We start from the raw sequence: 22,178 nt of genomic DNA, 5'->3' as shown, positions 1-22,178 counted from the left end.
TATAATGAGAACTGTAACAGAAAAATGGCGATGTCACACTTAGAAAGCTGTAGTAACAAAGCTTAACATTTTAGAGAATTAGACTTACAAATTCAATCACTACGACTGTCTTATGGCATAAAACTACAATTTAGTCTGACTGCTAGATAATAGTCTACTCGAAGTCTCTAGAGTGAAAACCATTCTTTCTGACCATTTAACACATTATTAAATGACCTTTTCACCATTTAGCAGTACACTAGCGGGCTGAGGTATGCATGGGGCTATTATCATGCTCTATTCCTATTGGTTCTTTTTACAATCTCTTTTAGCAGAACTCTTAAATACCTATAAACAATAAGCTGTACATTACGTTTTTTGGGGTTTTATCTGGCTTAAAGGGTTACCTTCAATATGCCTTTAAGCAGATTATTATTCATCGTCAGTGAGTCCGTTACATGCCTGAATCATTAAATATTCTCGACTTAGTTACCCAAGCCAGCTTACTGGTACAGATTGTGATGGCGCTATTATTGTTAGCGTCGCTGGTTAGCTGGGTCATTATTTTTCGTTTAAGCTCTCGCTTAGGTACTGCCAAAAACTTCGATGAGCAGTTTGAAACGTGGTTTTGGTCAGGTGAGGATTTAGCCAAACTCTATCAAGGTATCCAAGGCTCACCCGACCGCCAAGGGCTTGAGCAGATATTCTATGTGGGCTTTTCTGAATACTTAAGAATGCATAAAAAACGTCAGCCTAAAGACGATATCATTGATGGTGTTGAGCGCAAACTACGAGTCGGACTGGGTCGCCAACAGCAGCAGCTTGAGTCGGGTATTGCGACTCTAGCCAGTATCGGTTCGGTTGCACCTTATGTTGGTTTATTCGGTACAGTATGGGGCATTATGAACGCGTTTTTGGGTCTCTCGCAAAGTGAGCAAGCGACTATTGCCTCCGTAGCCCCGGGTATCGCTGAGGCGTTGATTGCGACTGCGATGGGTCTGTTCGCGGCAATTCCAGCCGTATTGGCCTACAACCACTTTACCTCCAAATCTGGACGTTTGTACGATTCACGGGCGCTGTTTTGTGATGAGATGACCGGGATGCTGCAACGCGAAACCAGTACGGACAACCCTACCGCGGTGACCCCAACTACCCAGATTATGCAAGCAAATCAGGTAGCGGGCACTCAGGTAACAAGATTATGAAACCAAGTCCCTATGCTCGTAAGAAAATAGCCCTTAATTCTGATATGAACGTCGTACCCTATATTGACGTCATGCTGGTACTGCTGGTGATTTTTATGGTCACAACACCGATGATGACCACCGGTGTTGATGTGGACTTACCCAAAGAGCAGACCAACACCTTAAGCCAAAACCAGCTACCAGTAATCGTGTCTTTAACAGGCAGTGGTGAGATATTTATCAGTTATGAGGATAATGTTGACGTGCCTATCAGTGAGCCTGAGCTGATTGATACCTTATCCAATCTACAAGCACAAGGTAGCGCGGATGGGTTACAGCCACTGCAAGTCATGATTAATGCTGACCAAAATAACCAATATGGCGCGATTATGGGACTGATGGCAAACCTACAACAAGCAGGCATTCAAAAGGTCGGATTATTAACAGGTGCGCCCCTACCCACGCCTAAGTTATAATATATCCTCTATGAAGGATTACGTTTAATTAAGAATACCCTTTGATGAGTTACGTCCACGAGTATAAAAGCAATGAATAGTGCTCCTGCCGTCTATGTTCCCACCGATCCTGAAGGCGACGGCCTCACGCTGCCCACGCTCCTCAGCTTGCTGGCGCATGGTATCGTGATTGGGATATTGATTTATAGTTATCAACATACCGAACTAGATACTACTGGTAGCATTGAGACCACTATGGTGTCTCCGGAACAGCTGGCAGAGATGCAAGGGCAAATACTGGCCAATCGTGCTGCTGCCTCTGACGGCTCACAAATGGATGGCAGTTCGAGTGGTGCCTTAAGTAATGAGCCTTTTAATTCAAATAACTCAAATGTCGCTGGTGCCAATAGCTCGCAGTCAACTTCTCGGCGAGTCCCTGTCTTTACGCAATCAGACAATGATACCAATGCCAACTCTGACTATAGTACAGATGCGCCGATACTGATGAGCCAAGAGCAACAACAGCGCCTGTCCGAGCAATCCCAAGAGTATGAAAGCGGCCTTGCCGAATGGGCAGCAGAGCAAGATGACCTAACATTAGAGAAGCTCGACCGCATCGAGCAAAATAAAAAAAGTAGCGCTAATGAAGAGAATGAAAGGCTAAAAGAGTTACGAGGTAAACAGAACACCCCCCCAAAAGTTGAGAAACCAAACAGCTCTCAGCGTAATATAGAAATCACTGCTGGTAGCTCAGGGGGTGGCGGTAAAAATTACAGTTTATCAGATGGCCAATCAACACTGTCTGGTGACTCCTCGACCTCTAGCCCCTCAAAAGGTAGCGGACGCAGCGCTTCAAGTGGTAGCAGCGGCGCGAGTAACAGTCAGATTGTTAGTTTAATCAAACGTAATTACAATCCACCGACAGCCGCTAAAGGCTCAACCCAGCGTGCCACCTTAACCATTACTGTCAATGCCAGCGGTAACGTGGTCAGTGTTTCTGCTTCAGGTGCTGACAGTGCTGTCAATGAGGCGGCAAAGCAGGCAGTCCTGAACACGCGCAACCTGCCCATTGATACAGATGATCCCAAATATCCTACTTTCACCATCCAATTCAATGGCAGCAACTGATATGTGCAATGCCATATAAATACGCTACTGCACACTATTAGTTGAGTTATTCATTTAGCGATTTTATGATTCACTCATTAGATGGATACTCAATTTACGGTAAGCAGCTTGCGCCGTTTGTTATTTTGTCTTACCTTAATACCTAATTACCGCGTAAAAATATAATACATATCCAATTACTACCTGATTTTAGGAGCCTGATTTGGTCATACGTACCCATAAGAAGCTATTGATTGCTTTACTTGCCAGCGCTACAAGCGTACTACTTGCCCCAAGTGCCCTTGCTGCGCCTGTCGTTTTGCAGTTAGATTATGATATCCCTGTCCAGCAAACCCAAATTGCTTTTGTGCCGTTTGCTGGGGACTCTGTGCTATCGCCTATTGTGTTAAATGATTTGAGCAGAACCGAGCTGTCTGTAACCAGCAAAAACCTCCCGCAGCAACCGCGCAGTAGTAGCGAATTGGCTGGAACTTTACCCGTCTGGCAGCAGTTGGGTATTCCCTATTTAGTAGTGGGTAGCACGCGTACTGACCGCGGCAAAATCGTAACTGACTATGAAGTTATTAATGTAGAGTCAGGTCAAGTGCTTGGCGGTAAGCAAAGCTTATCGTCCGCTAAAGACACGCAAAGCATGCGTTATGCCGGTCATGTCATCGCTGATAAGATTTACGAGCTGATTACAGGCACTCCGGGTGACTTTTCAGGACGTATTGCTTATATTGAAGAAACTGGACGCGGTAAAGATAAAGTCTCGCGCTTAAAAGTCATGGACGCCGATGGTGAGAATGCCACCACCATTACAGAAGTTAAAGGCTCTATCTTCTCGCCAACATGGTCACCTGACGCCTCGCGCATTGCTTATGCCGTGCAGCGTGATAAATCCTACCCACTCATCTATGTTCAAAATGTCAGTGGCGGCGCGGCCAGTGTCATCACACCTTACCCTGGTAGTAATTTAAGCCCTTCTTTTTCTCCTGATGGTAGCAAAATACTCTTCTCTAGCAGCTTTGAGGGCAGTGCTCATATTTATGAGATCAGCTCAAGCGGTGGTACACCAAAAAGAATGACCAATTGGCCAAGTAGTGAAGTCCAGCCAAGCTACGCGCCAGATGGCAAATCTTTTGTATTCGTCTCAGATAAAGCTGGATTTAATAGACCGCAAATTTATCGCTATGAATTCGGTTCAGGACGTACAACTAAAGTATCAGGTAGTGGCTATGCAACCAGTCCACAATTTAGTAGCGATGGCAAACAAATTGCTTTCTTAAGTGGGCGCTCAGCAGCTATCATGAATAGCAATGGAGCAGTCACAGCCAATCTTGGTAATACGGGTATCGATGAAGCGCCAAGTTTCTCACCTAATGGCAAACGCGTCGTCTATGCCTCAACCCAAGGTGGCAAAGGCGTTCTAACCATTAAATCATTAAACGGTGGCCAATCTTTTGGCAAATCTGGTCAAGGCATCATCCGTTCTCCTGTCTGGTCTACTACTCCTAAATAGTACTGGTTTATAGAGAAACACTTTTACATGAAAAATTATTAATAAAAAAGCGCCTATCATAAGGCGCTTTTTTACATCTAAAATTAAAGTGTTTCTACTTAATTCTACGTATTAAGAAAAATTATTCACTAGGGTCAGCGCCCGGTGGATTGGCGTGACGTAATTGTGCAACATCAGCGGCTGTTACGGTATCTTTAAAGCCATTAAGCTCGCTATGCACGTATTGGGTAACCGCTGCCATTTGCTCATCATTCATCATCGTATGGAATGAGGGCATACCACGAAAGCCATTAATTAAGATATCAATAACGTAGTACTTTGACTCCATCTTGCTGTTATTGGCAAGCGGTGGATAATAGCCTGCTCCTATCGCGCCCTCGCCTTTATGCATATGACAGCCAGCACAAGAGTCATGATAGAGCTTTTCGCCGTCCGTCGTCACAAAGCCGTTTGTACTTTCAAATACAGTCTGTGCGTTGGCGCTTCCTTCTCTAGTTTTTACTTCTGTACCTTCAAATTTTGCTTGCCACTTTACCAGACTTGGATCGTTTGCAACTGTCGGTAGCGAGCTGACATTGACGATATTGGTCTTCGGCGCAGCCAGCTCATCGCGGCTCATATAGACCCCGCCCCATGCGCCAGCATTACGGCTTTCTTGAGTGTCAGTGGGTTGTACGGCGGCTTGCTTACTGCCAACCGTTTCTACATCATCGCCCGCACGTTGGCTACAGCCTGATAATACAGCGATAACACTGGCGCTCAGCAATACCATAGCAAGCGCTTTGGGTTTGATATTTTCCATGGTTATATTGTCCATGATAGCCTCTAAATGTATTATTGTGATGAATTTTAACCGAGCTTTTTAGCTTTTTGATGTAAGCGCTTCGCAGCGTCCATACCAGACAGAATAGCCCCTTCTTGCCATGCTGGAATGTGCGAGCAATGCTCACCTGCTAATACAATGCGGTTGTCAATACTGCAAAGCGTATCGTAATACTGGTCGCGGCTTGATTCACTCCAAATACCATAACAACCTAACGTCCAAGGGATGCGATGCCAGACAACAGAGGTGCCTGCACGGAATTCTTTTGGATATTGTGGATGGATATGTTTGCCATAGGCTAAAGATACATCAATACGTTCTTGTGGCGTCAAAGTATTAAACTTATAAGAGGTAGCACCAAAGCCATAAGCTCCTAATAACACACCTGAACCATCCTTGAACATATCTTGTGAGGGGTAAGAGATTTGGGTAATGGGCATATCAGTATAAGTCAGACCACCATAAATCCATTCATCCTCCTCCCAAAAACGGCGCTTAAACTCCAAGCCGACTTTATAAGAGGTGTCATAAGGAACAGCAGCCATGGCTTTTTTCATAGGGGCTGAGACGTTAATATCTATCTGGGTCAATATGGTTAGTGGGATATTACAGACACACCAATCGGCGCGGACAGTTTTAATTTCACCGTCAGGGTTATTACTATCAACATAGCTGACCGTCACGCCACTGTCATCTTGATTAATCTTAGTCACTTTAGCATTATACTCAATCATCTCTTGGCATTCGCGAGTGAACGCATCACCAATCTTACCCATACCGCCAACTGGCTGGAACATTGTAGGATGGTGTTCATTGACAGTATAGTTATTATAAATATCCGACCACATGCCTGATGCCAACAGCTCGTCCATGGGTAACGTGCTTGACGGTTCTGAGTTTGGCATTAATCCGCCCCCAGGATACACACTATATCCACGATGCTTACTGGTTGCATGGCTGGTTACATAGCGGTAATCCTTATCAAGAACACCCCAACCTTTTAAACCTTCTAACAGCATCTCTTTATCTTCAGTATTCACTGAACGATCGAGGCTACCAACATTGACTGCTTTTGATAACAGCTCTGAGACGTGACCACGGATGTCACTTTTGACATCACCTAGGCGCTGCGGCGCGCCGCCAAAGTGATTAGCACGGTGCAAATAAGCACGGTCATTAGTCTGAATAAAGGGCTGCATCTCGACGCCAAACTGTTTACAGTAATGAAAAACAGCGTAATGGTTGCTTGGCAGACGCCATGGGCCGCCATTAAAATAGTTACCTTCTTCAAAATCACAGGTGACTTTACCGCCGCCAAGCTCAGTGTATTCATCACCGCTGTTTAGTGTCCAGCTACGCCCGCCACCACGGTTTTGAAACTCAAGTACTTTAACAGTGTAGCCCGCTTTTCGTAGCTCATAGGCAGCAGTAAGGCCACCAAGGCCTGCACCTAAAACAATAATGGTGGCACCAGCAGGCGCACCTTTTAGATCCAATGTTTCTTTAAAACTGGATTCAGAAGCAAAACCTAATGTGGTCATTGCTTGATACATCGCAGTTGCCCCAGCGGTCTTACCAATCATACTAAGTAATTGCCGGCGTGTCGGGGACTTAAGAGTGTCTGTCATCGTACTATCCTTTTAGATCTTACTATCAGATCATTTTTAAACGGTCTTAATTGTTATCAACGGGTCATCAGTGAGTAAAGGTATGAGTATCAAGGCCAATACTGACCTTGCACACCCCTATTAATGAGAACGGCTCGCCCGACGCATTAACCACCATACTAATAAACCAAGCAACAGTACTGCCACAATAACGCCAAGCCATGCCAATATTCCTGCGTATTTAATCAAGAAAGGCTGCTCAGGTTTTGCAGTCATGATGCGATCAACATCAGCGGCACTCACCTTGCTATCTTGCAGACCACCCATATTAACGCGAACATAATTAGCAATACCTGCTATTTGTTCTGCATTCAGATCCTGTGAGAAACCTGGCATTTTAGGGCTGGTATTGCTCGCACTGTCAATACCATAAACAATGACATTAACGAGGGCATCAGGCTTATCACGGCGAATGCTGCTCAAACCAACAATAGGTGCATAACCTGAATCAGGCTGGGCGTACCCACTCACCCCATGACAGCTACCACACGCTGCAAGATAAAGCGCTTTTGGCGAATTACTATCGCTGCCCGCACTGGTTTTAGCGCGCGCTAAATAGTCCTTTTGAGCAATAAGATCATGCGTAATTGACATATTTATCGGTCTTGGTAGACGCGCAACATCAATTTCTGTGACTTTATCATCGGTTTGAATCGCAGGAACAGCCTTTAGATAAGAGGCAATTGCACCTAAATCTTCATCTTTTAGATAGCGAGTACTGTGCGCAACCGCCTCGCCCATAGGCCCGCCAGCGTAAGCGCGTTGATCTAGCTGACCAGTACGCAAGTAGGTGACAATATCTTTCTCACTCCAGCTACCGATACCACTGGACTTATCAGGAGTAATGTTCGGAGCGTGCCAGTTGCCTAAAGGTGCACCCGATAGATAATTGCCTTTATCAAAACCCATCGTGCTGTTGCGCGGGGTATGACAGGTACCGCAATGCTCTAGGTTATTGACCAGATATTCGCCGCGCTGCTGTGTCTCATTCAGTCCAGTACGTTTGGTTGTTGATGGCACGTTAATAGCATTCCAACCCAACATCAAACTACGAATATTAAACGGGAATGGTAAGTCAGTTTTATGCTCAGGCGCATTGTTAACTGCTGGTACGGTCTGCATATAAGCGAACAGGGCACTGATGTCCTCGTCAGTCATACCGTTATAAGACGGATACGGCATGGCAGGATAAAGCATGTGATTGGGCGCACGGCCTTTTTGCAAAGCATTTTTAAAATCTTTTTCAGTATATTTACCGATACCGTAACGCTTGGACGGGGTAATATTGGTTGAGTAAATATCGCCCATTGGGGTGGCGATAGGATTACCACCGGTATAGTCTTCATTATGACAGGCCATGCAGTCAGCAGCACGCGCAATATACGCACCGCGATTGACCAAATCACTATTAGCCGGGCTCACATTAGGTAGACTCGCACCGTCAGCCATCGCGGCGCTGGACGTGATACCGATAGCAAGCATCGATAGCATCACAGAAAATGGCTTCATAATATCCTCATATAGCTGGCTAACCAGATAACCTCTGATAACTGGCATCTGAATTAGCTTACTTATTTCAATTTTTCTTTACCTATTGCAGTCAATATTTAGCATCTACTGTCTAAAAAATTTTATTGACTACTATCAAAGTAAGACTATTTCGCTAGTGTTGCTTGAATATTAACTCATTTTCACCATCTTTTTACAAAAGTAAAAGTGTCGTCTAAATCTATTTTTACCACCATCTCAATAATATTTGTATCGATAGAATAAAAAACCTAACAGAATAAACCCTTAAAAAACAATAACTAACAATATTTGAATTAAGATAAACTAATCAATTGTTAAGATATTTTATTTAAAATTAGTCAAAAAACACAACTTAAACTCACATATGAATAATTTTACAGGTACATAATAGATACATTTCTGAAACTAAAAAATGCATAATGACGCTGAACCATCAATTTAAGTAATATGGTAAGCATCCAACTATTACTAATGAGAATAATTATGAAACTATACAGTTTTAGCTGTTTAATCACAGTTATGATATTAATGACGGGTTGTCAATCCTTTCAGTTTGTCGAAAGTCCCATCCCAGTTACTAGCCATATTACAAGTCCTAATGCCAACGTCACTATCAAATAATAGATATAAGTCGCAATAAAAAAGCAGATACTAAAATAAGTATCTGCTTTTTTATAATTTATGAATTAAGTATCACTATATTAATAGATGAGAACTGGAAAATGAGAACCAGATTCATTTTTAGGGTGCTGGCTGGTGTTTAATAATGGTCTTAGCTAAATGGTCGCCAAACCAAATAGCCGTGTCTATATCGCCTTGTCCCGGTGTTTCCTCAGGGGGCGCATTCATAGACTGAGTCATCAATCCTAAAAAGCTCGAGAGACGGTTTAAATCGTTTTCGCTGTGCCCCGTTGGCATAAGCGGCATGCCAATCCAATTCATCCCATGCTGCATGGCAAATAGACAAATTTGCTGTAATACTGCCAGCTTATCCCCGCTTAGACCGCCTGAATTGGCGAAGCCAGCGGCCCACTTCCCCTCCCATTTACGATGATACCAACGCTTTGAGGTCTCGTCCATAAATGTTTTGAACGCAGCAGGGGCGCTACCCATATAGACGGCACTACCGAAAATAAGCAGGTCTGCTTGATCCACAAAATCCCAATCGACATCGTGAATATCTACCGCTTTTACTTGTTCTGCTGGCAACTGTTGCTGCGCCCCAATAACTACCGCTTCTGCAACCCGCTTGGTATGACCATAGTTGCTATGATAAATAACGGCTATCGATACGCTTGTGTTCGTTTCAGGACTAGCAGAAGATGGCGCTACAGATGTATTCATACGAACTCTAATAATGGCTAATAATTAATTGAAAACGAGATAAAATAAACAGGTTACATCTTGTCAATTGTGCATCGCTATCGCTGCTGATGAGCTGCGCACAATAACCAGCGCCATACGCCCTGTGGCTGGCTGCCGCAAATGCGTCTGACGCCGATATGAATAATACTTCATATCAGCATAGCTACAAGGATAAGGCGCGTCAGAACATACGGTAATACCCGCATCTATCAGCTGGTAGGCCGCCAGTTTCGGTAAGTCTAGCTGCACTTTATCGGTGGTTACTGTAGCAGGAGTTGATAGTTTATCAACGGTATTATGTAAGTCTTTAGCATTAGTATCAGGGTGAGCGCTGGACGGTATAGAAAACAAACTATCAAAATTATGAATATGTGCTGCTGATAATAACTGATTCTCTATACAGCCTGTTAATAGCTTATCTTGAACTTGATGGCCCACCTCATAATGCGTTTGGCTGATACTAACACCAATCCATGCCATAATTCGCCCTGCTGCCGTAAAACACTCAGCGGTGGCTCTAATAACGCCGCACGCCAACCCTTGCCAGCCCGCATGAATGGCTGCTATTTTTCCGCTTGCTGGTTGATATAAAACAATCGGCACGCAGTCAGCAGTCATAATTGCTAAACTTAGATCATCTTGCTGACTAATGATCGCATCGGCATCTACCGGACGCATACTAAGCCTTGTAGTATTAACATCATGAATCTGCTGGCCATGAACTTGATTGACCCAGTGCAAGCTTTTGATAGGTAAACGTTGCTGTATCGCCAGTTGCTCATTGATGTATGATAATAAACGCATGCGATTATTCAATACTTTTGCGGCATCATCATTAACATGTAGACCTAAATTAAACTCACCATAACTTGACTGACCAGCTTGCCGCATTTGCTGGATATTTTGTATCCTCGGGTCAGCATCAAGACTTTCTGTTGTAGTATCAGCGACGACATCCGTAAAAGCTGCCGTTTGAAAAACAGTCACGTCACCGAGCTGAGCAAGCATCGTTATAGGAAATTTATTGGTCATGGCTGAGCTACCATCATGTATCTAGCAGTAATAATTTATATAACGGGTCAAAGCAGTACATTGTATATTTTAAAGTATTTAATAAGTCATTAGTTTGGCAGTAACTAATAATACAAATTAATTTACAAGCATTTATCCCAGATCGTAACCGTCATTTAATACCGCAATCAACTTTTGCATATCTTCAGGTATTGGCGTCGTCACTTCAACGTCTTCACCCGTGGTCGGATGAACAAAGCCTAACGCATACGCATGCAATGCCTGACGCGGAAAATTGCCGATAGCTTGACGCTGCGCTTCTGTTAAGCCAGCACGCAACTGGCGACGCCCGCCATATACCCGGTCACCCACTATCGGGTAGGTAATATGACTGAGATGCACACGAATCTGATGTGTGCGACCAGTCTCAAGACCAACATCTAATAGACAGTAATTATCGTTCAATGGCGTGACGCTTAGTAAATGAGTCACCGCATCGCGCCCCGCTGTCATTACTGTCATTTTAGTACGCTGATTGCGATGGCGACCAATTGGCGCATCAATACGGCGATGGCGCATTAGACTGGCCTCGTCACCAGCTACCACACATTGGTAGTGACGATAGACTGACTTGTCTTTTAACTGCGCCATCAATGCCATTTGCGCCGGTTTGGTTTTACCAATGAGCAGTAACCCTGAGGTGTCTTTATCAATACGATGTACCAACCCTGCTCGCGGCAAATGATGCTGCTGCGGATAGTGATAAAGTAAGGCATTAACCAGCGTCCCCGTTTGATTGCCTGCTCCGGGATGCACCACCATGCCGACTGGCTTATTAATGACCAACACCGCGTCATCCTCATAGACCACATCAATATCTATGTCTTCTGGCAAGTCTTCGCTATGCTGTTGTAAAATAGTGGTCAAATGGAGAACATCACCTATTTTGACCCGGTATTTTGGCTTCTGCGCGCTGCCATTGCACAATAAACTGCCGTCACTAATCCAGCCTTGCAATTGAGCACGCGAAAAATCAGTGAAGACTTGTGATGCCAGCTTATCAATGCGCAAGCCACTTTCTTTATCAGTGGCTGTATGACTCACATCAATCTCTTCTGGAACCGCTAGCCTTACTTCAGTTAGCGCATCGTCTTGTGCGTCATCTTCGTCATCATCAAGCAAGTCGTCATCAAATGACAGCTCATCAGCGTTAAGTGACTCATCATATAAGTCATCGTCATCTAGCACCTCATTTTCAGATGCTAGAGGCTCAGCCATGAGACCTTCTGGTTGATTTTCGTCTTGATCAGATGGATTTTGAGCTGATAGTTGCGCCGATAAAGGAGTATCTGACGACTGATTTGGTGGTAGTTTTTTGATCATAGCATCATTATTCATGGCAAATTCATATGTGGCAAAGTCACAATAGTGAGCTTTATAAAAGATAGATAGACCGTTTTTGACCGTTAAAAATAATAAAAGGCAAACTAAACAACAAGTCTAAGGTCGCCATAGTGTAGCATGCCGCGCGCTCAAGCCCTATAGCGGCTCACGGTTATCTACCACTTTCTAGATATAAATTTTAAACAAAGTTTTTGCGCTAATCGAATATAGCATTACTTTACACAATGCAACGTTGGCGTCATTTACGGGTTATTTCTTAGTTTAACGATATTCACTATCACCCAATACGACTGACCGTGCTAAACTATAAAAAATATTATCATGCCATAATTATGTTGCCATAAACGCTTGCCGACTCAGTACAAAATAGATAACGAAAAAATAGACGAGCCATGCTTTATTCTATAAAGTAGGCAATATTTTGCAGATTATGCTGTAAGAGACCAGGTTCATTATAAGCAAATAATGACAAGCAGATAACTTATTGGCTACTGCCGTAATAACACTTTTTATGATTTATCCATTCTATATTTTTGAATTTTTGATCTTTTAACCATTAACCTGTTCTATAGCATAATAGCGCTATTGCTATTATGCATTTTGTGCGGAGAGAAATATGCGCCCTGTTGGCAACACGTTCATCAAACTATCATCAGTAACTTTACTGGCTCTAAGTGTCAACTTAGTTGGCTGTCAGACCTTCAAAAAATTGACCACTAAAGATGTCGATGCGGTAGAAACTGCCGAGAAGTCAGAGCAAGGTTACTATCGTGACGCCATTAATCAACTCGATAAAGAACGCTATACGCAAGCGGTTGAAGACTTAACCAATCTGCGTACCTTCTATCCTACTGGACAGTATGCTGAGCAAGCGCTACTTGACATGATGTATGCGCAATATGCAAGTGGTAAATATGAAACTGCTGCATCTAGCGCTGACCAATTTATTCGCTTATACCCCTCTAATCCTCAAGTCAGCTATGCCTATTATGTACGCGGTGTGGCCAATATGCAGGGGTCAGCTGAAGGTATTAAGCTGTTTAAGACCAATCAAGCCGAGCGTGATACTGGTTCTCTTCGCCTTGCTTTCTCCAATTTTCAAGAGCTGGTCAATAAATACCCAAGCAGTCCTTATGCGCCAGATGCCGCCCAACGGATGACTTTCATTTATAATCAATTTGCCGAAAGTGAGCTGACTGCTGCGAACTGGTATATTGAGCGCGAAGCTTATGTCGCTGCGGTTAACCGCGCTAAATGGGTCTTCCAGTATTATCCACTCAGTGAGTCAATACCTGAAGCCATTGCCATTCTTGCCTATAGTCATGAAAAATTAGGATTGACGGATTTGGCAACTGAATATAAAACACTGCTGCAAATTAACTATCCAAATTGGCTGACTAAAGAGGGTCGCGTCAGGCTCAATACAAAAGGCGACCGCTCATTACTGAATAAGCTGACTTTTGGACAACTTGGCCGTGTCAATCTATCAGATGCACCAAACGCTACGGGTCAATATAGCGGCGCGACCAAAACGCAAACGATTCTTAACGCCGTTCAGCTAAGACTACCCGATGACAATGCCTCTGGTGCTGCTACATTTGGTAGTAGCAATGCTGCACGTACGGGTGGTATTAATATTGGTTTAGGTTTGCCTGAGAGTGCCACTGAACAAGTTTCAGGCCAAGGTAGCGCCAGCGCTGCTGCTATTGAGGCTGCTGTCGATCCTTTAAACACCAATCCAAGCCGTCGAACTACCCTGCCTAATGATGACGGTCGTGATCGTATTCGTTTAGGTGGTATCGAGAATAATAATATTGATATGAATGATGGTCAGAATAATAATTAGATTATATAAACAATTACTATTACTTTAAGCCATCTATAACTCACGATAAAAAAGTAAGGCCAACTATATAGTTGGCCTTACTTTTCCGTTTTTATTCTGTTGTATCGTTCTACTTACATTGTCTATGGTAAATTATTTTTTGTATGAGTATTCCCAATCATATCCTCGAACAATTAAATAGCCAAGCTGATCTTATCAGTATTATTGGTCGTCATACTACGCTTAAACGCGCAGGTAGTGAGTACAAAGGCTGCTGTCCATTCCACGGTGAAAAATCACCTTCATTTTATGTCAATCCACAAAAAAACATCTATCATTGCTTTGGCTGTAGCGTCGGTGGCAATGCCATCAGTTTTTTGCGCGATTATGAAAACCTAACCTTTATCGAAGCGGTCAATGAGCTATCAAAGCAGACCGGCATTGAGATACCTGTTGAGGAGCAGCAAAATGTCAGCTATCGACGCAATAAACCAACGCCTAAACCCATAATAAAGCCAACGCCCGAACCGCAACCGCAAAGACCTAAGCCGGTACCTAACACTTCATCGTCAGAAATTAGCCTACCTGATTACCCTTATTATGATAGTGATGCTCATTATGATAGTGAGGCTTATGACGATACTAATAACAACGGTCTTTCTACTTACGACAACGCAAGCTATGATAACGCGCCAAATCAGATTCCTTATGCGGACATCGATTACAGCACTATAGATTACAGCACTATAGATTATAGTAATACAGAGTATGGCAATGCAGAGTATGATTCTGCTGAGCAACAAGGTTACCCGCCTGCATGGTTAATGGATGACGATGCCCCAACTACAAGTAGCAATAGTATCGCTGCTGACAAAGACGGTAACTTATACGAATTATTAAGCCAGATTCAACAATTTTATCAGCACAACCTAACCACCCACCCGCATGCCAAACACTACTTTACGGCACGCGGGGTCTCTGAGCAAAGTTTAGACACTTTTGGACTGGGTTATGCCCCCTTTGGTTGGCAACATCTTGAACATCAGTTTCCGCACGATATCGAGGGTCTAAAAGCGTTGGGGCTTGTGCGCCAATCGGAATCTGGACGTGACTATGACTTATTGCGCGATCGGGTTATTTTTCCGATTCGTGATAATCAAGGACGGGTGATTGGCTTTGGTGGGCGGGCGCTTGATGATGAGGTTAAGCCAAAATATATTAACTCCTCGGACTCACCAGTCTTTCATAAACAGCACGTGCTATACGGCTATTATGAATCTCGCCAGCAGCGTGCTAATAGCTGGATGGTGGTCGAAGGCTATATGGATGTGATTGCTCTTTACCAAGCGGGTATTTATGGTGCGGTTGCCTCAATGGGTACGGCAATTAACGAGAGCCAAATCTCGCGCTTATTGACCTTGAATCCGACTTTAACTTTGAGCTTTGATGGCGATAGCGCGGGACAAAAAGCCGCTTGGCGCACACTTGAAGTCAGCTTACCAGTACTCAGTGACGATAAAGAACTGCGGTTTTTGACCCTGCCTAATAACCAAGACCCAGATACGTTTATTAAAAGTCAGGGCGATGAGGCCATGCGTGAGCAAATCACCAATGCCATGCCGCTGTCACAGTATATCTTTGCTTATCTAAGTGAACGCCACGACTTATCGTTGGTAGAAGGCAAAGCAAAATTGATGTCACAAGTGCGCGCACTGACCACATCCCTCCCTAAAGGCAGCAGCTTTCGTTACCTGCTAAATAACGATATTTATCAAAAGCTTGGTGGTAAACGCAGTCAAAATACTGAAGCAAAAGACGCCTTAGTAGATTTTATTGGTGATATGACCGCCAGTCAGCAGTTACAATTGTGCTTTTTATTTCAGCCACGGACATTATTGCAAGACGACCCTATCAAGGCTATTTGGCAGCAAGCGGGTATTCATAGTTTAGACTTGCCGGCCCATATTAAGCAAAGAGCACCTGCCGATGCTCTGCGCCCGTTAGCATGGGCTGACTTGCAGGACGCAGCGTTGCTTGATGTCGTAAGCACCATTCAACGCTGTTTGGCCTATTTGCCGCAAGATATAAATGCCGCTGCACATTTTATTTTGTCTAATGTGGAACCGATGACCCAGGAAATGCTCAGTCGCAGTTGGGGATCGTTTTATAAAACCCTAATTACAAGAAACATTCTAAGCCTTGATGGTTTAGTCGAGGAGTTAGTCAGTCAGCTTCTCGAACTTCATATGAAGAAAAAGATGCAAGAGCTGATCCAAAACCCTAATAATATCAAGCTTGCCGTTGTACGTAAGCAGACGCAGTTACTGAGTAACTGGCTACGAGCGCAGCAAGCGGAACAGTCAGCGCAAATGATTAGTATTCAAAATTAATTTTTTATCAATAACACTTAAACTATTTCTTAATTTTTACTTTATAAACCAGCAACCCTTTAAAACGATACTCATTGACCCCATTATTTATGATTGTGCATAACAACAATCTACTATGGATGGTAAGTTATTGCCGTTAAATAGCCCAGAAGTGATAGCCATAGTCTAGATTAAGTAGATTGTGTTAAAATACGGCGCTGTTATAGGTAGCGCCTTTTAATGATTACTAATTTTAGGGTTATTAATATACTGCTTACCACTATGACCCACATTTTTTAAATATTATTTATATGACTTAAGTACGACCTTGAACCATTTTATTATTAATTTTGAGCCGTTATTCACATTCATTTATTTTTATTATTGACTCACTTGACGTTTTTTGTGATCACTCTGTAGAGTAGATCAACGCCCGCATCACGTTGCAAGCCGTCATATAATGAAAATTCCCGACACAAACAAAGTGAGTATTTATGAACGATAAGTCAGTTTCTAAGTCCACATCTCAGCTGGCCACCTTAATCCAAATGGGTAAAGAGCAAGGGTATTTGACCTACGCTGAGGTGAATGACCAACTGCCCGACTCTATCACCGAAAGCGATCAAATTGAAGATATCGTCCAGATGCTGACCGACGTTGGTATCAAAATATTTGAGTCCGCACCTGACGCTGATGATATCTTGATGAACGATGAGTCAAGCGATGACGAGTCAGCAGCAGATGAGGCCGCAGCCGTATTGGCAGCGGTTGAGACGGATCCGGGTCGCACCACGGATCCTGTACGTATGTATATGCGTGAGATGGGTACGGTCGATTTGTTAACTCGCGAGGGCGAGATTGCGATTGCTAAGCGTATTGAAGAAGGTATCCGTGATGTGCAACACGCCATGTCTTACTGGCCAGGAACGGTGCAATATGTACTGGATGAATATCAAAAAGTGCAAGATGGCGAAAAGAAACTTTCTGACGTCATTACTGGTTTTTTAGACCCTGAAACTGAAGAAGATAAAGCTGCAGCAATAGTGGCCAAAGAAGTGGCAAAAGAAGAGAGAGAAGCGGCGAGAGAAGAAAAACTAAAGCCGCCAGTCATTAAGCCAAAAGTAGATCCTAAAGCCAAAGCTGATGGTGATGACGAAGAGGAAGAAGAAGTCGAAGAAGAAGCGGAAGAAGAAACGGGTGGTATTGATCCAGAAGAAGTACGCTTGCGTTTAGAGGAAATCGAAGGGCTGTTTATTACTGCCAAACAGGCCTTGCTTGATTTCGGTCGTGGTAGCGCGCAGGCTGTCGAAGCTTATGAACAACTTGCTGTACGCTTTATGATGCTCAAACTAAATAACCGCATGTCAGACCAAGTTATGGCCATTATGCATGACGTCTATGACGATGTGCGCAAGCATGAACGCCAAATTATGCGTCTGGTTATTCGCCGTGGTCGGATGCCGCGTGAGGAATTCCGCAAAACGTTCCCAAGTAATGAGACCAACGTTGACTGGTTAACTGAACGTCTTAAAGGCAAGCCGGCGTTTGCTGGCACGTTAGAGAAAGTGACCGATGATGTCATTCTCCTACAACGTCAAATTCTTGATTACGAGCATCAGCTCGACATGGAAATTCATGACATGAAGGACGTTGCGCGCCGGATGGCCATCGGTGAAGCCAAAGCACGTCGCGCTAAGAAAGAAATGGTTGAAGCCAACTTACGTCTTGTGATTTCAATTGCCAAAAAATATACCAACCGCGGTTTACAGTTCTTGGATTTGATCCAAGAAGGTAATATCGGCTTGATGAAAGCGGTTGATAAATTTGAATATCGCCGTGGTTACAAGTTCTCAACCTATGCCACATGGTGGATTCGTCAAGCAATCACCCGCTCTATCGCGGATCAGGCGCGTACCATTCGTATTCCGGTGCATATGATTGAAACGATTAATAAAATCAACCGTGTTTCTCGTCAATTGCTACAAGAAATGGGACGCGAGCCGACGCCTGAGGAATTAGGCGAACGCCTAGAGATGGACGAAGTCAAAGTCCGTAAAGTTCTCAAAATCGCTAAAGAACCGATTTCAATGGAAACCCCTATCGGTGATGATGAAGACTCGCACCTAGGCGACTTTATTGAAGATGGTACTATTTCAAGCCCGGTTGACGATGCGACGGCTGCCGGTCTACGTGAAGCCACGCGTGATGTGCTTAGCAATCTAACTGAACGTGAAGCACGCGTGCTGAAGATGCGCTTTGGTATCGATATGCCAACTGACCATACCCTCGAAGAAGTCGGTAAGCAGTTCGATGTGACTCGTGAGCGTATTCGTCAGATTGAAGCTAAAGCTCTGCGCAAACTACGTCACCCTTCACGCTCTGAGCATCTACGCTCTTTCCTTGAAAACGACTAGTGCTTGAAAATAGTAGAGTAAGTCCTTATAAAGTAAATAAGATATAGTATTAGAAGCTGAGCTAAGTCTCAGCTTTTTTGTGGCTTATTAAATCATAACACCCAACAACGATAAGGACTCAATTATGAGCGACAATCAAGATAACAAACCTGATCAACAAAACCAAAATTCTAAAAAAGAAGTCAACGTCTCTGATGTGTCATTAGGCAATGATAAAATCAAAGGTAAGAAAACAGATATTCAGAATCCTGAGCTCTGGAACTTCCCTATGGACTACCCATTAAGTATTATCGGGCATGAGGGCGAGCATGAAAGCTTACTCAATGAAGTTAAGCTAATTCTTGGTAGCCAGTTCCCTGATTTTGACTTGGCCTCTATTGAAATAAAGCCATCTAAAACAGGGCGTTTCCACTCTGCGCGCGTTAATCTATACTTGACTACCGCTGAACAAGTGAACACGCTATATGCGGCACTCGATGACGCTAAAACCGTACGCATTGTTATGTAGTTTGAGTTTTTAAATATTGTCTAATTTAGAAATTAAAACACTGATAGTAACCACAATCGTCACGCTTATGGGTGGCGATTTTTTGTGGTGTGCGGTACAATCAGCGCCCGTAATATGAATAGAGCCGTCACTATCGTAACGAATCATTTCTCAGGCCTAGTTAGATAAAAACGCAAGCCATTTATTTAATTTTATTTTATTTTTATTGATAATTCGCTTAACCCTTATCCCATCGTCCTTTGCTAAAAATTGAACACATCAAAGCTCTCCGGCAACATAGTTTGCCTCTAAAATCAATATAGTATTTTCAAAATATTCCCGCTATATTGTGCCTACTTAATAACAAACACGCTATATGTAGTGCCCAGTGACTTTATTCTCACTATGGGTAGTGCTTTACTTTTGTCTAAAAAAGCTTAACTAGCGTAATCGTTATTAATCATAGCAATCAATAATATGATAAAGAAATGTTGAGCGAGTTTATCCGCTAACAGACAATATCAGCAATAAATAACCGAGGGTAGCATGACACATATCGATAAAATTCAAGTGACCAAACGTGACGGACGTCTCGAGCCTATTGATTTAGATAAAATTCACAAAGTCATCGAGTGGGCCGCTCACAAGTTAGATAATGTGTCCGTGTCACAAATTGAGCTAAAGTCACATATCCAGTTCTATGAAGGCATCAAAACTCGTGATATTCATGAAACGATCATCAAGTCTGCCGCTGATTTAATCTCTGAAGATACGCCTGATTATCAGTATGTCGCTGCCCGTTTAGCGATTTTTCATCTGCGTAAAATTGCTTATAATAAATTTACCCCGCCCTCTCTATTTGATCATGTCACTAAGCTTACTGATGCTGGTAAATACGATCAACATATCTTAGCCGATTATAGCCATGCCGAATTTGATGAGTTAGACGAGTATATCGACCATTGGCGCGATATGAATTTGGCTTATGCCGCTGTTGAGCAAATGGCCGGTAAATACCTCGTGCAAGACCGCGTGTCCAAGACTGTCTACGAGAGCCCGCAGTTTTTATACATGCTCGTTGGCATGTGTCTATTTGCCAGCTACGACCAGTCAGAGCGTCTGCACTATGTAAAACGTTTCTATGATGCGACCTCACAATTCAAAATCTCTTTGCCTACCCCTATTATGTCAGGCGTACGTACGCCTTCACGCCAGTTCAGCTCATGCGTACTGATTGAGTGCGGTGACAACCTCGACTCTATTAACGCGACCACCAGCGCCATCGTACGCTACGTCTCGCAGCGTGCTGGTATTGGTATCAATGCTGGTCGTATTCGCGCCCTTGGTAGCCCTATCCGTGGCGGTGAAGCGCAACATACTGGTTGTGTACCTTTTTATAAACTGTTCCAAACCGCTGTTAAATGTTGCTCACAAGGCGGCGTTCGTGGTGGTGCAGCGACGTTATTCTACCCATTATGGCATCTCGAAGTTGAGTCGCTATTAGTGCTTAAAAACAACCGCGGCGTTGAAGACAACCGTGTCCGTCATATGGATTATGGCGTTCAGCTTAATAAAACTTTATATAGCCGTCTGATTAAAGGGCAAGATATCACTTTATTCTCGCCATCAGATGTGCCGGGTTTATACGATGCGTTCTTTGAAGACCAAGATAAGTTCGAAGAGTTATATACCAAATATGAGCAAGATAAAACGATTCGTCAGCGTCAAGTGCCAGCCACCGAATTGTTTAGCTTAATGATGCAAGAACGCGCCAGCACTGGCCGTATCTATATTCAAAACGTGGACCATTGCAACACCCATAGCCCATTTGATGCCAGCGTCGCTCCAATTCGCCAATCCAATCTCTGTATGGAAATTGCGCTACCGACCAAGCCACTTGATAATATCAATGACGAAGAAGGCGAGATTGCACTCTGTACGCTATCTGCGGTTAACTTAGGTAAAGTTGACAAGGTCAGCGATATCGAAGAACCCGCTGAGCTGATCGTCCGTGCGCTCGATGCCCTACTCGATTATCAAGACTATCCGGTTAAAGCCGCTGAAAATGGCAGTATGCGTCGCCGTACGTTAGGGGTTGGCGTGATTAACTACGCTTATTATCTGGCGAAGAATGGCGTGCGCTATTCAGATGGCAGTGCGCTTGGTCTGACTCATCAAACATTTGAAGCGCTACAATATTATCTCTTGAAAGCGTCGAATAAATTGGCAAAAGAGCAAGGCGCGTGCCCTGCCTTTAATGAGACCACGTATTCGCAAGGTATCTTGCCGATTGATACCTATAAGAAAGACTTGGATAAAATCTGCCAAGAGCCGCTACATTTAGATTGGGAAACCCTGCGCACTGACATCACTACTCATGGTCTACGTAACTCCACCCTAACCGCCTTGATGCCGTCTGAGACTTCTAGTCAGATTGCCAACGCCACTAATGGAATTGAGCCACCACGCGGTCTGGTATCTATTAAAGCGTCAAAAGATGGCATTTTAAAGCAAGTGGTGCCTGATATTGAAAAATTAAAGCATAACTATGAATTATTGTGGCAAATGCCGAATAATGACGGCTATTTACAACTGGTCGCTATTATGCAAAAGTTCGTCGACCAAAGTATCTCAGCCAATACCAACTATGACCCCTCGCACTTTGAAGGCGGCCGTGTGCCGATGAAGGTCTTGCTCAAAGACTTGTTGACCGCGTATAAGCTGGGCGTTAAGACGTTGTATTATCACAATACGCGTGATGGCGCGAATGATGCCCAAGCGGATATGGAAGATGATTGTGCTGGCGGGGCTTGTAAGATATAGATATACAAATTAAATGCTACAGTTAAGCCTAGTAGTTTGAAGAAATACTTATTGAAATTAAATGCTCAGATATAGAGCATGTGACCAGTGAGGTTGCATGTTCTCTGCTTAGTTAGATTGAAAAAAATATGTTTAAAAAATTTAACTAAAACAGAAACTTAGAAATACAGGCAAAAAAATAGCCCAGAATAGGCTGCTCGACACAGCTTAAAA

General features: G+C 43.5%; 16 protein-coding genes. 9 read left to right on the top strand and 7 right to left on the bottom strand.

Annotated elements, in window-relative coordinates:
* Positions 1-437 precede the first annotated feature (437 nt).
* The 4 genes from tolQ (at position 438) to ES754_RS01795 (ending at position 4,247) form a co-directional block, all read left to right on the top strand.
* On the top strand, positions 438-1,184 hold the full coding sequence (tolQ, locus tag ES754_RS01810) for a protein TolQ (protein ID WP_147221528.1): 747 nt from the start codon (positions 438-440) through the stop codon (positions 1,182-1,184).
* Positions 1,181-1,639, top strand: a complete 459-nt coding sequence (tolR, locus tag ES754_RS01805; protein WP_147221526.1) for a protein TolR — start codon at positions 1,181-1,183, stop codon at positions 1,637-1,639. Before tolQ ends, tolR begins: the two co-directional genes overlap by 4 nt.
* Before the next feature lie 72 nt (positions 1,640-1,711).
* Entirely contained in the window at positions 1,712-2,746 is a 1,035-nt protein-coding gene (locus tag ES754_RS01800; RefSeq protein ID WP_147221524.1) for a cell envelope integrity TolA family protein, read from the top strand.
* A gap of 202 nt (positions 2,747-2,948) precedes the next feature.
* The gene (locus ES754_RS01795) at positions 2,949-4,247 is read left to right on the top strand and encodes a translocation protein TolB (RefSeq protein WP_227677761.1); all 1,299 of its coding nucleotides are present in this window, start codon (positions 2,949-2,951) and stop codon (positions 4,245-4,247) included.
* Positions 4,248-4,368: 121 nt separating this feature from the next.
* Here the strand turns inward: ES754_RS01795 and ES754_RS01790 are convergent, their stop codons facing one another.
* From ES754_RS01790 to ES754_RS01765, 6 genes are all read right to left on the bottom strand, one after another.
* The gene (locus ES754_RS01790) at positions 4,369-5,049 is read right to left on the bottom strand and encodes a c-type cytochrome (RefSeq protein ID WP_147223184.1); all 681 of its coding nucleotides are present in this window, start codon (positions 5,047-5,049) and stop codon (positions 4,369-4,371) included.
* Positions 5,050-5,096: 47 nt separating this feature from the next.
* Positions 5,097-6,698, bottom strand: a complete 1,602-nt coding sequence (locus ES754_RS01785) for a flavin monoamine oxidase family protein (protein WP_147221522.1) — start codon at positions 6,696-6,698, stop codon at positions 5,097-5,099.
* Between the two features lie 120 nt (positions 6,699-6,818).
* On the bottom strand, positions 6,819-8,246 hold the full coding sequence (locus ES754_RS01780; protein ID WP_147221521.1) for a cytochrome c: 1,428 nt from the start codon (positions 8,244-8,246) through the stop codon (positions 6,819-6,821).
* 762 nt (positions 8,247-9,008) lie between these two features.
* Positions 9,009-9,611 (bottom strand): flavodoxin family protein, encoded by a 603-nt coding sequence (locus ES754_RS01775; protein WP_147221519.1) that lies wholly within the window; start codon positions 9,609-9,611, stop codon positions 9,009-9,011.
* Positions 9,612-9,674: 63 nt separating this feature from the next.
* Positions 9,675-10,664 carry a purine nucleoside phosphorylase YfiH/LACC1 family protein gene (locus ES754_RS01770; protein ID WP_147221517.1) on the bottom strand — a complete coding sequence of 330 codons (990 nt, stop codon included), beginning with the start codon at positions 10,662-10,664 and terminating at the stop codon, positions 9,675-9,677.
* Between the two features lie 132 nt (positions 10,665-10,796).
* Entirely contained in the window at positions 10,797-11,921 is a 1,125-nt protein-coding gene (locus ES754_RS01765) for an RluA family pseudouridine synthase (protein ID WP_420825344.1), read from the bottom strand.
* A gap of 742 nt (positions 11,922-12,663) precedes the next feature.
* Here ES754_RS01765 and ES754_RS01760 point away from each other — a divergent pair.
* The 4 genes from ES754_RS01760 (at position 12,664) to ES754_RS01745 (ending at position 19,163) form a co-directional block, all read left to right on the top strand.
* Positions 12,664-13,893, top strand: a complete 1,230-nt coding sequence (locus ES754_RS01760; protein ID WP_147221515.1) for an outer membrane protein assembly factor BamD — start codon at positions 12,664-12,666, stop codon at positions 13,891-13,893.
* Between the two features lie 143 nt (positions 13,894-14,036).
* Positions 14,037-16,262 (top strand): DNA primase, encoded by a 2,226-nt coding sequence (locus tag ES754_RS01755; RefSeq protein WP_147221513.1) that lies wholly within the window; start codon positions 14,037-14,039, stop codon positions 16,260-16,262.
* A 473-nt stretch (positions 16,263-16,735) separates the two neighbouring features.
* Positions 16,736-18,655, top strand: a complete 1,920-nt coding sequence (gene rpoD / locus ES754_RS01750) for an RNA polymerase sigma factor RpoD (RefSeq protein ID WP_147221511.1) — start codon at positions 16,736-16,738, stop codon at positions 18,653-18,655.
* Positions 18,656-18,779: 124 nt separating this feature from the next.
* On the top strand, positions 18,780-19,163 hold the full coding sequence (locus ES754_RS01745; RefSeq protein ID WP_147221509.1) for a YbeD family protein: 384 nt from the start codon (positions 18,780-18,782) through the stop codon (positions 19,161-19,163).
* 9 nt (positions 19,164-19,172) lie between these two features.
* On the opposite strand, the gene ES754_RS12060 is transcribed toward ES754_RS01745, so the two are convergent.
* The gene (locus ES754_RS12060) at positions 19,173-19,310 is read right to left on the bottom strand and encodes a hypothetical protein (RefSeq protein WP_170231066.1); all 138 of its coding nucleotides are present in this window, start codon (positions 19,308-19,310) and stop codon (positions 19,173-19,175) included.
* 378 nt (positions 19,311-19,688) lie between these two features.
* Between ES754_RS12060 and nrdA the strand changes: the two genes are divergently transcribed.
* Positions 19,689-21,965, top strand: coding sequence for a class 1a ribonucleoside-diphosphate reductase subunit alpha (gene nrdA, locus ES754_RS01740; RefSeq protein WP_147221507.1), 2,277 nt, complete (start codon positions 19,689-19,691; stop codon positions 21,963-21,965).
* The last annotated feature ends 213 nt before the right edge of the window (positions 21,966-22,178 follow it).

Source organism: Psychrobacter frigidicola, from assembly GCF_007997305.1.
GTDB classification, from domain to species: domain Bacteria; phylum Pseudomonadota; class Gammaproteobacteria; order Pseudomonadales; family Moraxellaceae; genus Psychrobacter; species Psychrobacter frigidicola.
This window is presented reverse-complemented; position numbering and strand designations above follow the sequence as displayed.